This window comes from Varibaculum timonense (assembly GCF_027694345.1).
GTDB lineage: Bacteria > Actinomycetota > Actinomycetes > Actinomycetales > Actinomycetaceae > Varibaculum > Varibaculum timonense_A.
The window spans coordinates 15,754-29,500 of sequence record NZ_JAQEVU010000007.1; the positions used below are offsets into that span (position 1 = coordinate 15,754).

Genomic DNA, 13,747 nt, shown 5'->3' on the forward strand with positions numbered 1-13,747 from the left:
TTTATTTTTTAAGGGCGAGCGCGCCCCCTGTCTAGAAAGACGCGCACTCGCCCTCGTTTCTAAAATAAGAAAAACGACCCGAAAAAACCGGTATTTTTGCAGACCAAAACCAAGCTTAAACAGCGTTAATCTCGTTCAGAGATACCCTGAACAAATAGGTGCTGAGCCAAAGACGTGTCCAGTAACACAGTTTTTTCGGTGTCTACCCCCATCACCGCGATCTGAACACCCTGAGGCTGAAGATTTACCGCTTTACCAGGATAAATAGCTGCCTCAGCGAAGAAACCCAGAATCCTGGTCTCAGCTTGGATAGGTTCACCAATCCGCACAACCTCGGTATCAACGATTCCGCCGTACTGCTCCACAATCTGGGCAGCCGAAGCCCCCGCCCCTATTACCGGACTCGAATCGTCTGGAATCACATTCCCATAAGGATCGGAAGATGGATGACGCAACAAATCGAGTAGACGCATTTCCACCGCACCAGACATCACGTGTTCCCAACGGCACGCTTCATCGTGCACCATCACCCAATCCAAACCAATCACATCTAGCAGCAAACGCTCTGCTAAACGGTGCTTGCGCACCACTTCCCGAGCCAGAGTAGCGCCCTGCTCTGTCAATTCAATCCGGCGATTACCAGCCACATAAAGCAGACCGTCACGTTCCATTCGACCAACAGTTTGCGAAACCGTAGGGCCAGAATGATCGAGACGCTCTACAATTCGCGCGCGCAGCGGCGGAACCCCGTCCTCTAGCATCTCGTAGACGGTTTTCAGATACATCTCGGTGGTATCAATCAGGTCACTCATAAATGCCCCTTACACTGTGTCGTTCGCGGGATGCGACTGCCCCGCCGCTACCTTTCACCAGGGTAACCCGATAAATGAGAATATATTACCCCGAGAGTATGGAACATTGAATATTTAGGACAGATTCGCGGCGATTTATGCACCTGGAGTAACGTTTCTTTTATGGAAAACACAGTTCTTATTCCCACAGATTTGTTGCCCAAAAACCGGAAATTTGGTTCTGGTCCCAGCTCAATAAGAAAAACTTCCCTTGCGAAACTGGCAGACAGCGACTTGATGGGTACTTCTCACCGGCAAGCACCAGTTAAAAATCTGGTGGGTTCGCTGCGCGGAGGACTAAAAGAATTGTTCTCCCTTCCCGACGGCTACGAGGTAGTGCTCGGCAATGGCGGAGCAACTACTTTTTGGGCAGTGGCGGCGTCCTCTTTAATTAGGGAGCGCTCTGCCCATGCCGTGTTCGGTTCTTTTGGCGCCAAGTTTGCCCAGACCGTCAGCGGAGCGCCGCATCTTAAAGACCCCGCGATTGAACTGGGGGGCATCTCGGCGAGGGCGCAGGGGCAAGAAACCGCGAGCGACATTGCGCTGCTGCGCGGCGAGCAGGAGGGAATCGACGCCTATTGCTATCCGGCGCACGAGACTTCTACCGGCGCCCTCAGCCCGATAAAGAGGATCGCGGGAGGATTAAACCTGGTAGACGCGACTTCGATTGCGGGCGGGGTGCAGGTCGATATTTCCCAGACCGATGTCTACTATTTTTCGGGACAAAAATGTTTTGCGGCCGAGGGCGGGCTGTGGGTGGCGCTGGCCTCTCCGGCTGCTCAGGAACGGGCGCAGGAGATTAAAGAGGCTCCGGGGTCAGGGCGCTGGATTCCGCCGGTACTGGATTTTTCGGTGGCGCTGAAGAACTCGGTAAAGAATCAGACTTTAAACACTCCCTCTATCGGCAATCTGATTTTATGGGAAGACCAGGTGCAATGGATGCTGGCAGAGGGCGGCCTAGCGGCTATGGAGAAACGTACCCGCCAGTCCTCGGCGGTGCTTTATGAGTGGGCTGCTTCCCGACCCGAGGTTTGCCCCTATATCTCGAATCCGCTTGAGCAGTCCCCGGTAGTGGTGACGATTGATTTTAGAGATATTGATGCGGATACGGTGATTGCGCAGCTGCGGGCTAACGGGATTGTGGATATTGATCCTTACCGCGCGTTGGGTCAAAACCAAATCCGGGTGGCTTGTTTCCCCAATATCGAGGTCGCAGACACTCAGGCGCTAACAGCTTGCCTAGATTATGTAATCGATCGCCTCTAACCTTAGTGCGGTCTCTAGCACCCTATAGCCCTAGCGCCTGCCGTGTAACTGCGCCCGCTAGGTAAATACTAGGTGTTTATCCTGGGTGCGACACTGTGTCAGATACATATTGATGATGGTTTGATAGGGAACTCCGGTGCGCGCAGCCTCTGACTTGAAATAGTCAATGTTGGCAACATCGAGATTTATGGTCACCGGCTTGCGTAAACGTTCCACATAGGGGTTAGCCCGGCTTTCGCTAAAATCGTATTCTTTCCTCATGATCTGCACTTTCAATAATCATTACAGCTAATTCCGGGCTAGTCCCTACTTCCCAAATAAAGCGTTTATAAAAGTATAACTGGGGGTAATACCCATTCGGGTATTACCCCCAGAAACTGCTAGGCAAATCTAGGAAATATTCAGATCCTGGCTATGACAGCAGGGATTGGATGGGACCTAGGCAGAAGTAGATGATAAACAATACGGAAACCACCCACATTAGAGGGTGAATTCGCCCAATCCGTCCGGAAGCAATCTTTACCACCACATAGGTGATGAACCCGAAACCAATACCGACCGTAATCGAATAGGCAAACGGCATCATCATGATGGTCATGAAAGCCGGAATCGCCACGTCGGCGCGCGTCCACTCGATATCGCGCACATTCACCATCATCAAAAAGCCTACGAACACTAAAGCAGTAGAGGCCGCTTCCGAGGGAACCAGTTCTACCAGCGGGGCAATAAACATGGAAACCGCGAACAACAGACCGGTAACCACTGAAGCTAAACCTGTACGCGCGCCCTCGCCAACCCCGGAGGTAGATTCCACAAAGGAGGTGTTAGAGGAAACCCCGCCCAGACCACCGGCCATAGCGGAAAGCGAGTCAATCAGCAGGATTTCGCGGGTCTTGGGCGGATTCCCATCCTTGTCCAACAAATCCGCACCCGCTCCAACAGCCACCATAGTGCCCATAGTGTCAAAGAAGTCGGCCAGCATTAGCGAGAAAATCAAGAGCACTACCCCAACCGCGGTGGTATGGGGATTGGTGAAGGCTCCAAAGAAATCAATCGCCCCAATAGTGGAAAAATCAGGCAAAGAAATCGGGGAACCCTTCAACTCGGGAACATTGGACGCCCAACCAGACAGCGCCTTTTCATCAACCGCGCGCGAGCCTAAATGGGTCAAAGCCTGAACAATAAAGGCCAACACGGTCGCCCCGATAATTCCAATCAAAATCGCGCCTTGAACTTTGCGAATGTAAAGCACCACAATCGCAATCAGACCAACACAGAAAACCAGCGCTGGCCAACCTAGAAGCGAGCCATTTACCCCCAGTTGCACCGGAGTTCCCCCGGGGCGAATAATCCCCGCATTGAGCAAACCAACAAACGCGATAAACAGCCCGATACCAACGCTAATCGCGGTTTTCAGCTGGGCAGGAACCGCTTTGAACACGGCTTCTCGAAAACCGGTCAGCACCAAAATGGTGATAGCCACGCCCTCCCAAAAGATAAGCCCCATCGCTTCTTGATAGCTGAGCCCTAAAGCCTCGGGGTTAGCCAAAGTAAAGGCAACCACCGCGTTCAAGCCCATACCGGAAGCAACCGCCAGCGGGAAGTTAGCTACTAACCCCATCAGCAGGGTCATTACACACGCCACCAGTGCAGTTCCGGCGGCAATCGAAGATTGACTAATATCTTTAGGAGCTGCCACTCCTAGGATTGCGGCATTAACCACCAGGATATATGCCATAGCGAAGAAGGTAACCACACCGCCACGGACTTCTCGCCCTATGGTCGAGCCACGCTCGGAGATTTTAAAGAAACGATCAAGGGAACTTGCCGGCTTTTGCGCCGTGTCTTGGGATGACAAGATAAGTGTCCAATCCGCCCAAAAGGGCATAGAAGTTACTTACTGCCCTATTATCGGCATATTCCCAGGTTTTTCCCAATCTTGCCCGCTATGCGCAACTTAGTTGCATCTCCCCACGCAATGACTCTAGCTCTTGGGATTTGAGCGCAAGGTTAAATATCGACCTGTTCCACATCCAGTTCATCCAGGCGCGCAGGAGTGGGCTGCCAAGGGGAAGTATCTATCTTCACATCGGTTTCTGAATGGGAGCCGCAGGTGTGATCTACCGAGACTACTCGCCCATCATCAACCGACCATTCATTCGTACATACCCCAAACATGGTGCGCATACTACCCGCCAACTTAAGCATAAAACCACAGGTGGAACAGGTATTTTCTGGCATTTTCTTACGGGTTATTCCCCGGCGGGCAGGTCCTTGTTCAGATTGATACCAACGTTTAGCTGCTTGCTTTCTGCCCACGGCTGACAATACCCGTGCCCGCCCTAGCCCCAGCTCCTCTACTGTGCGCCTATCCAAGTCCTCAGCGCAGGCGTCCTGGTAAGACTGATCTAAACGTTCATCGTCAGGAACATACGGCAGGACGTCACCCCGTTTAACATCTTGAGGACGCAGCCGCTCTGCCCACGGAACCCAGGGGCGAGCCAACAGCGCGTCCTCGCCCGGAAGTAAATCAATCTCACAAACCGTGGCTTTACGTCCGCGCGGAACCCTGGCCAAAACCGCTACCCAATGCCAACCCCGATATCCGGGTTTCAAACATTCAAAACTGTGAGTAGCGAGCCGTTCACCCTCGCTAGTTACCGCTAAATGTTTACCGATTTCTTCCGGTTTAGCAATCGGAGAAAGCCCCTGGAGGGCAATATCAATCGCACCAGCGAGAATCGCATCTACTTTTCCCGATTTCCGTCGATTAGTTTCACTCATATGCGTCTTTCTGATGTAAACGCTCCTAGGCATCAAAATCTTGTGCCACTGCCCGCAGCAGCTGCGCGATTTTTGCCCCGTTATCTGGGTAGCGTCCGTGACGTAAATGCCCAGAGGAAGCATCCAATAATTTAATCAAATCTTCTACTACCGGCACCATGTCTTTCGGTTTGCGCCGCAGATTTTTTGCTACCGAGGGCGTGCGCTGTAATACCTGCACCGATAGGGCTTGCGGACCGCGGCGTGAGTCGGCAACTGAAAACTCTACCCGCGTTCCCGCCGAGGGAGGTTTATCGCCGACCGGTAACACGCTGGCGTGTAAAAACACTTGCGAACCGTCATCCGCAGTGATAAACCCGAACCCTTTATCGGCATCAAACCACTTAACTTTTCCGGTTGGCACTGATTTCTCCCTACTTTTTCTTAATCTAGGTGACATGAGGCAACATGTAACCCACTTCTTTGCATATGATAGTGCAAAGTGGGGATTTAATCTGCTCCGGTCTCGTCTCATAAGTTAGGGAGAAACTTAAATGAGAATAGTTAAAAAGGCTACTTTACTGGCGATAATGCTGATAACGGCGCTTTTTGCCAGTTTCGCTATTACCGGAAATGTGGCTTACGCGGAAGAACCACCAAAAATTTCTAACCATATTTATGACCCAGGAAACAAAATGGGCGCTAAGGCGGAGGAAGTTAAAGAGCGCCTAGCTTCCCTAGATCGTTCGGGACTGCACGTATATGTGGCATTCCCCTCTGAATATTCCAACGACACCGTTAGCAATTGGAACTTGATGGCTCTGCAAAAATCGGGGGCTCCTCAAGGTTCCTATATGCTCTCGGTGGTAGCGGATAACCCTAATCAGACCATGTATTTAGCTTCAGCCGATAATGCCGCAAAACTCTCCCAAGAGGACTTATCTGCTTTAGCTGCCGGAAAAATGGTTCCTCTACTTAACCAGCAAAAATATCCCGAGGCGGTATTGGCTTTCCTAGACGCCCTTTCCGATAAAGCCCCGGAAATGGGTCTGGGGTTATCGGTGACCCCTTGGGCAATGATTGCGTTCCTAATCGCCCTGATTGTGGTGATTGTGGTGCTTTCCCGGGTACTTAAAGCGCGCCGTCGCGCTAAAGACCATTTAGAAGCCAAAGAGAGCCAGGGCACAGCTGCGACTAAAACTGAGGACAACCAGCAAGCAAACAGCAACCCCGCGTATACAGGCGCACCGGCGACCCCCGGCGTAGATTCGGCTGTTACCCCTAACGTAGCTACTGCTCTCGACGGAGAAGATACGGTGCTTGTTAATGCTGCTACCTCACAAGCAACTGACGAGGACGAGGAGCCACGTAAACGACGCTTTGGGCGCAAACTAGGGCGCGGTAAGAAGAAAGATAAATCAAGGCGCAGTGAAACAAAACCGGAGTTAAGTCCCGCCTTGAGTAAAGCGGCTTTGCCGACATCTACCGGTGAAAACGTTTTAGCTTCTGGCAATGCGTTAAAGGACGAGCCGCCCTCCTCCTCGCTATCAGTTACTTCTACCCAATCCCGCAAGGAGTCAAACGCTCCGGCTCCGCTTTCCGCTGCGCCCTCGACTAATGCGCAACCATTTAGCCCGGATTTTAAATCTGAAAACGGGAAAGTTCCTTCTTTAGCAGAGCTAGATCAGCTAGCTTTGGCGCGCTCGGCTGCCGCCCGCACCAATCAGGAAGCAAATATCACGGCACAACCCTCGCCGCAGATACCACCGGTCACTCCGCAAGCAGCACCGCCAGGATTCACCACCCTATCAGGTAGTAATGCCCCATCGGCACGACCAGGGGATAATCCGGTGCAAACGCAGCCGGGAAATAACGCCCAGTCGCTACAGGCATCTCTTAAAGCCCCGACCCTCTCCCCGTTACCGGCAGCTGCCAGCGGTTCTGCGTCCTTACCAACGGTTGCAGCCCCAGTGTCCACTCCAACGGCTCATAGCTCAGTCTTGAACCCGGGCACAACCACTTATCTTCCCCCCGAAGCCAATGATGACGACACCCAGGTCACTTCGGCAGCTCAGATTAAAGCCTATGGTCAAGAGCGTCGCGATGAAATTGCGAGGGCGAAGGCTCGCGCCCAGGCAGCTAGCCGTTTCCGCCAGGAACAAGAACAGCTCAAAGCTGCGGGGCGAACTGAACAGCCTACCTACCAGAGCCAAAATGCCCCTATTCCAGCCCTACAGGGGGCTGCCGGGATGGAATCGACCAGCTCCCTCCCCGCGCAGCAACCAGGCAAACCACGAGCCGCGGAGCAGCCCTTAAATGCGCAGCTTACGCCGGCAGCTACTCCTCATATTGAGAGCCACGTTCGGGCTGGGACGCCCAACCAGCAGCTTCAAACCGAAACTGCGCATCCTGGCAAAGACCAGACCCAATGGTCACCACAAGGTAGCCCCCAAGTGAAGCTCCCGGCGGTATCGCAAGCTGTTCCGCAAGTACCCGTTGCCGCAGCGGCTCAGGCAATTCCCCAACTTAGCCCGCAGCTAGCTATCCATATGAGTCCCCAAATGTCTACGCAAACATCCCGCCCAGCAGCTCCGCTTTCAAAACCCGCGTTAGCTCCGAAAACGCCCCGCCAAAACGAAACGGCTACGCGTCCTCAAGAGCACAAACCAGGGCTAGAAAACCATTTACCCCCCAACCAGCCATCCCAACCACCAGCCAAATCGGTTTCTCAGCAACCCGACTTCACCAAAGGATTGCGACAGGCTGATTCCTGGGTACGTAAAGGTGCCAGCAAGCTGGCGTTGGCTCAAGAACGCTCCGGAAAGACCGTAACCCAACCATTCGCATTAGCGCTGGTAAATGCGCAAGACGCGGTACGGGCAGCTTTCGGCGAGTTCGCGACCGCTCAATTGCAGTCCCGTCCTATAAACCAGCAAATCGTTTCCGCTAACCTGCCTGGTCCCCTGCGGAAACTACGCGATCAGATTACCCATTTCACGAATCTATATCACCAGCAAACCCCGGTGTCACAGATTACTCAATCCTTTGAACGTGAAATTGTAAACTGCCGCGAAGAGCTGGTTAAATGCCGATTAATTGTTGAACGTATCCAAAATCAAGACCCGCAGAAAGCCGCCCGCATCGGAGAAGACGTCATGGGGGCGCACAAGTTACTTTCACGCGCACAAAACCTGATTGAAGACGCAACAGCTATGGACAAGACGGGGCAGGAAAACGAAGTATTAAAAGCTACTGTGCGTACCGAGAATCTTCTGTTGCAGGCACGCAAGATCGTTCGTCAGGCAAGCGCAGAAGAAGCAGCTTTACAAGCAGCAGAAAAAGTCAAAACTGCTTTAACTTTTGAAGAAAAAGTTGCCCCGCTCAGCGAAGAAATCGCGATTTTGATGGCAGCTGTCGATGACTATATCGGGGTGCACACCACCCATGTTGGGGTGGCGGCGCGCACCATGCTAGACCTAGCAAATCGTACGCTAATGCGTCTTGATCAGCCCGGTAGCCATGACACCCAAGAAGCACTCCGCTTGCTGCAACGCGCTAAACAACAAACTGAACAGGCGCAGCGTCTAGCCGAAAATGATGTAGCAAAACAGCGCCTAGGCAGCTAGAACCAGCGAAAACCCTAATATGCTCCCTAGCTAACTAGGGGGCGAGGGCGCTGGGGTTCTTAGTTACCCATGTTCGCTAGTTTGTTTGGTGGCGGGTAGCTAACTGGCATCCCGCTTTTTAGCTTTATCGTATTCCTGCAGCGAACAGACCCCATAGGCGCGATTTCGGGTAGCTTCAATTGCCTGCACTGCCGCTTGGAACTGGGAAATCGTGGTGATAATCGGTTTATCTGCCGAGGTGGTGGCGGTACGAATTTCGTAACCATCCGCCCTCGCCCCAGAGGTTCCCGGAGTGTTAATCACCATATCGATTAGCCCGGCGCGAATCATGTCCACAACCGTTTGTTCCCCGCCCGGACCTATCCCCTGACTGGCCTTACGTACCTCGGTAAGGGGGATTCCGTAACGGCGCAGTAAAGCTGCCGTACCGGAAGTAGCCATAATCGAAAATCCCAGGTCAAACAGGCGGGAGACCGGCAAAGCTAAAGATCGTTTATCCTGGTCAGAGACGGATACGAAAACGGTTCCGGAGGTGGGAAGATTCCCGTAGGCCGCGGTTTGGCTCTTGGCAAAGGCAGTGGGGAAATCCCGATCATAACCCATGACTTCCCCGGTAGAGCGCATTTCAGGGCCGAGGACGGTATCGACTATCCGCCCGTCCTTATCCCGGAAACGTTTAAACGGAAGTACCGCTTCTTTCACCGCAATCGGGCGACCGGGGGTAGCAAAATCGGAATCATCGGCAGGCAGATAGCCGCGCTGTTTCAGCTGTGCAATAGAAGAACCCATCATCACCAAGGCAGCTGCCCTAGCTAAAGGAACTCCGGTAGCTTTCGCTACAAAAGGCACGGTGCGCGAAGCTCTAGGATTAGCTTCAATCACATACAACACCCCGCTGACCAGGGCGTACTGGATATTGATCAGACCGCGCACCCCTACCCCAGCCGCGATTTTCTCGGTCGAGGTGCGAATATGGGAAATAATCGCGTCCGACAGGGTAATCGGGGGCAACACGCAAGAAGAATCACCCGAGTGAATTCCAGCCTCCTCGATATGCTCCATTACTCCGCCCAGGAATAGCTCTTGACCATCATAAAGAGCATCCACGTCAATCTCGACCGCGTCATCTAAGAACCGATCGATCAGCAGCGGTCCGGTCATTACCGTAGGATCAGACAGATTGTAACGATGCAGGTAGGAGTCGAGTTCTTCCCGTGAATACAGGATCTCCATTCCTCGTCCTCCCAATACAAAGGACGGACGCACCAAAACCGGGTAGCCAACCTTTTCAGCCTGTTCAAAGGCTTGTTGCGGGGTAGTAGCAGTGCCATGGGCAGGAGCAGGCAGCCCCGCCTCATCAAGGACGCGCCCGAAAAGTTCACGGTCTTCTGCGGCATCAATCGCACTCGGCGGAGTACCCACAATCGGCACCCCGGCCGCCTGTAGACGAGACGCTAGTGAAAGCGGGGTTTGTCCCCCAAGCTGCACAATCATCCCCGCTACCGGCCCGGATGCGCATTCTGCCTCGTAAACTTCCATCACGTGCTCAAAAGTGAGTGGCTCGAAATAGAGGCGGGAAGAAATATCATAGTCCGTAGACACCGTTTCCGGGTTGCAGTTCACCATCACCGTGTCATAGTCAGCTTGCAGTTCCTGAGTGGCGTGCACACAGGAATAATCGAACTCAATCCCTTGCCCAATCCGGTTCGGTCCAGAACCTAAAATAATCACCGCTGGGCGCTGACGCGGTTTAACTTCGCTGGTCAAATCATAGCTGGAATAGTAGTAGGGGGTTTGGGCAGGAAACTCGCCCGCGCAGGTATCTACCGTTTTATAGACCGGGCGAATCCCAAACGCTTTACGTACCTCCCGTACTAACTGGTCAGATACACTGCGAATCTGCCCAATCTGCAAGTCAGAGAACCCGTGGCGTTTGGCCTCTGTAAGCAGCTGCGGGGTGAGCGCTTCGGCGCTGTGAAGTTGCTGCGCGACCTCGTCCAGTAAGAACAGTTGATCTAAGAACCAGCGATCAATCTGGGTAGCTTCATACAGTTCCTCTAGGCTCGCCCCGGCTCTAATCGCGTCCATCACCTGAATCAGGCGCTGCTCCGTAGGTATCTTTACCTGCTCTAATAACTCCTCTTTAGACGAGGAAAGCGGCAAATCCCAACGGAAATAGGTACCCGCTTTATCAATCGAAATCATCGCTTTTTGCAGGGCTTCAGTAAAGTTGCGTCCCAGCGCCATCGCTTCGCCTACCGACTTCATAGCGGTAGTTAGGGTGGGGTCTGCGGCCGGGAACTTTTCAAACGCAAAACGCGGCACTTTGACCACTACATAGTCCAAAGTGGGCTCAAAAGAAGCCGGAGTCGAGCCGGTAATATCGTTGGGAATCTCGTCCAGGGTGTAGCCGAGCGCCAATTTTGCGGCCAGCTTCGCAATTGGGAAACCGGTAGCTTTCGAGGCCAGGGCAGAAGAACGAGACACCCGGGGGTTCATCTCGATGACTACTACCCGGCCAGTATCTGGGTGAACCGCGAACTGGATATTACACCCGCCGGTATCAACGCCGACTTCCCGGATAACGTTAATCCCGATATCGCGCAGATTCTGCAGCTCCCGGTCAGTTAGCGTAAGCGCGGGAGCCACCGTAATGGAATCGCCGGTATGTACCCCTACCGGATCCACATTTTCGATAGAGCAAACCACGACCACGTTATCGGCTTTGTCGCGCATCAGCTCTAGTTCGTATTCTTTCCAGCCCAGAATCGATTCTTCCAGCAGAACCTCGGAGGTAATGGAATCAGCCATTCCTCCCCCGGCGATGCGAATCAAATCCTGCTCGTTATAGGCAATCCCGGAACCCATACCTCCCATCGTGAACGAAGGGCGCACCACCAGTGGATATCCCAACTGTTCGGCAGCTGCTCGGCAGTCAGCCAGGTTGTGAGCAATGAAAGAACGAGCCACTTCCGCTCCGCAGCGGTGAACTACCTGCTTAAACTCTTCGCGATCTTCACCGGCGTTGATTGCCTTAGCACTGGCACCAATCAGTTCTACCTGGTATTTTTCCAAAGTGCCATCTTGAGACAGGGAAATCGCAGTGTTGAGTGCGGTCTGTCCCCCCAAAGTAGGCAGCAGAGCGTCTGGGCGTTCCTTTTCAATAATCGACGCCACCACCTGCGGGGTTATCGGCTCAATATAGGTAGCGTCCGCCATTTGCGCATCGGTCATAATGGTTGCCGGGTTGGAATTAACCAAAATGACCCGCAACCCTTCCGCTTTGAGCACGCGGCAGGCTTGGCTCCCGGAATAGTCAAATTCGCAGGCCTGACCGATTTGAATCGGCCCGGAACCAATAACTAGGACGGATTTAAGATCAGTTCTGCGTGGCATGTTTTTCCTTCGCTTCCTGCATCATGGTTAGGAACTTATCAAAGAGATATTGGGCATCGTGGGGACCAGCTGCTGCCTCCGGATGGTACTGTACGCTGAAAGCCGGCAAGTCGAGGGCGCGCAACCCCTCTACTACCCCATCATTTAGCGCCAGGTGAGATACTTCTACCCGCCCATAGCGTCCGCCATCAAAAGGTGCCACCGAAGGATGTTCAGCCGGGGCATCTACCGCAAAACCGTGGTTATGGGCGGTTATCTGCACTTTCCCACTTTCGCGATCTACCACCGGCTGATTTACGCCGCGGTGACCATAGGCGAGCTTGTAAGTTCCATACCCCAAGGCGCGCCCCAGGATTTGGTTCCCGAAACAGATCCCGAAGAAGGGAAGCCTGGCATCCAGCACCGCCCTCGCTAAGGCTACTTCGTGGTCTGCTGAGGCCGGGTCACCCGGGCCGTTAGAGAAAAACACCCCATCGGGATTCACCGACATAATGTCGGCAAAGTTAGAGTGCTGCGGAAACACATGAACCTGGATTCCGCGCAACGCCATCTGCTCGGGAGTGCGCGCCTTAATCCCCAAATCTAGAGCCGCCACCACCGCTAAAGGTTCTTTACCTACATATTCACCGGCGGGCTCCACTACATATTTTTCCGGGGTGCTCACATCGGCAGCCAACGCGGCTCCGGTCATCACCGGCTGGTCGCGCACAACCGACACCAAAAGGTCGCGGGTAGCCTGGTCAAGATAGGCAGCCCCCGCCGGGAGAGCATCACCAGAAAATATTCCGCCCCGCATGGCGCCGGCTTCGCGCAAATGCAGGGTGAGGGCGCGGGTATCTACCTCGCAAATACCCACCACGTCCTGGTCTTTGAGTAGGTCTTCCAGGTCGCCGGTAGCGCGCCAATTGGAGGCCCGTCGGGCGGCATCTCGCACCACGTATCCGGCTACCCAGACCTGGCTTGACTCTGGATCAACCTCATTTACGCCGGTATTGCCGATATGGGGTGCGGTTTGGACAACTATTTGCCGGTGATAGGACGGGTCGGTCAAGGTTTCCTGGTATCCGGTCATGCCGGTCGCGAACACTACTTCCCCCAGGGCGCGTCCCCGCTTGCCCCAGGCTTTGCCTTTCGCGATAAAGCCGTCCTCCAGCACGATTAAGGCCAAATCCGAGGAGTTCTGCTGCATACGATTACTCCTTTTCTACGCTTGAGCCTTGCGGGCGAGGGCGTATAGAAAAATTGCTCGCACCAAGGGGGCGCGAGCAAATGGTTAAGAGTTTCACTGCCCCTAATAATAGCGTACCCATCCGCCCAGAAGTGATTTTTGTCCATGCGGGGATTGAGGCATCCCAACCACAAATCTGTGAGAGCGATTTAGTCCTCGGAGGGCGATTCGGTTTCCGGAGGGTACTTTCGTCAGGCAAGAGGAGAAAAAGCGGGTAATAGCGCCCTCCCCGGACAAAATCACCCTCCAGCGCGGTAAAAAAGACCCGGTTCTAGCGACTCCAACACGACTCGGGAGGGTGGTTTCGTCGCGGGAGGGCGATTTCGTCAGGTATCAGGAAGAAACGCGAGCAAAAGCACCCTCCATAGACAATAACGCCCTCCACAAACAGAAACACCCTCCACAGACAAGAAAAATACGAATTATCCACCCAAAAACACCAACCCCGGAGGGCAATTCTGTCGCTGGAGGGTGGTCTTGTCCCTTAAATACGTGGTGCCGGGAAAGTGATTAGGTTACGGGAGGGTAACTCGATTCTGGGAGGGCAGGTTTGTCACCTGAGGGTATTCATATCGCGGGAGGGTGATTCAGTCAAAAAATCGGCAAAAAAAGCCAGC

The 13,747-nt window shown here is 53.6% G+C and carries 9 protein-coding genes; 2 read left to right on the forward strand and 7 right to left on the reverse strand.

Translation table 11 applies throughout. The annotated features are described in order from the left end of the window. Positions 1-125: 125 nt before the first annotated feature. The gene (locus PG728_RS07005) at positions 126-812 is read right to left on the reverse strand and encodes a metal-dependent transcriptional regulator (protein ID WP_270626651.1); all 687 of its coding nucleotides are present in this window, start codon (positions 810-812) and stop codon (positions 126-128) included. 162 nt (positions 813-974) lie between these two features. On the opposite strand from PG728_RS07005, the gene serC reads away from it, so the two are divergent. After that, the gene (gene serC, locus PG728_RS07010) at positions 975-2,117 is read left to right on the forward strand and encodes a phosphoserine transaminase (RefSeq protein ID WP_270626652.1); all 1,143 of its coding nucleotides are present in this window, start codon (positions 975-977) and stop codon (positions 2,115-2,117) included. A 57-nt stretch (positions 2,118-2,174) separates the two neighbouring features. On the opposite strand, the gene PG728_RS07015 is transcribed toward serC, so the two are convergent. The 4 genes from PG728_RS07015 to PG728_RS07030 all read right to left on the reverse strand — a co-directional run bounded on the left by PG728_RS07015 (position 2,175) and on the right by PG728_RS07030 (position 5,304). Next, positions 2,175-2,378: a hypothetical protein gene (locus PG728_RS07015; RefSeq protein WP_270626654.1), complete on the reverse strand. Its 204-nt coding sequence runs from the start codon at positions 2,376-2,378 to the stop codon at positions 2,175-2,177. Positions 2,379-2,529: 151 nt separating this feature from the next. Beyond that, positions 2,530-4,005 carry an NCS2 family permease gene (locus PG728_RS07020; RefSeq protein WP_270626656.1) on the reverse strand — a complete coding sequence of 492 codons (1,476 nt, stop codon included), beginning with the start codon at positions 4,003-4,005 and terminating at the stop codon, positions 2,530-2,532. A gap of 122 nt (positions 4,006-4,127) precedes the next feature. After that, a complete protein-coding gene (locus PG728_RS07025) occupies positions 4,128-4,901 on the reverse strand; it encodes a DUF3027 domain-containing protein (RefSeq protein WP_270626657.1) in 774 nt (257 codons plus the stop codon). Between the two features lie 25 nt (positions 4,902-4,926). After that, positions 4,927-5,304, reverse strand: a complete 378-nt coding sequence (locus tag PG728_RS07030; RefSeq protein ID WP_072509233.1) for a cold-shock protein — start codon at positions 5,302-5,304, stop codon at positions 4,927-4,929. A 130-nt stretch (positions 5,305-5,434) separates the two neighbouring features. Here PG728_RS07030 and PG728_RS07035 point away from each other — a divergent pair, with 130 nt between their 5' ends. After that, positions 5,435-8,506 carry a hypothetical protein gene (locus PG728_RS07035; protein ID WP_270626660.1) on the forward strand — a complete coding sequence of 1,024 codons (3,072 nt, stop codon included), beginning with the start codon at positions 5,435-5,437 and terminating at the stop codon, positions 8,504-8,506. Between the two features lie 99 nt (positions 8,507-8,605). Here PG728_RS07035 and carB read toward each other — a convergent pair whose 3' ends face one another. After that, entirely contained in the window at positions 8,606-11,902 is a 3,297-nt protein-coding gene (carB, locus tag PG728_RS07040) for a carbamoyl-phosphate synthase large subunit (RefSeq protein WP_270626662.1), read from the reverse strand. Further along, positions 11,886-13,091 (reverse strand): glutamine-hydrolyzing carbamoyl-phosphate synthase small subunit, encoded by a 1,206-nt coding sequence (gene carA / locus PG728_RS07045; protein ID WP_270626664.1) that lies wholly within the window; start codon positions 13,089-13,091, stop codon positions 11,886-11,888. Before carA ends, carB begins: the two co-directional genes overlap by 17 nt. Positions 13,092-13,747: the final 656 nt, after the last annotated feature.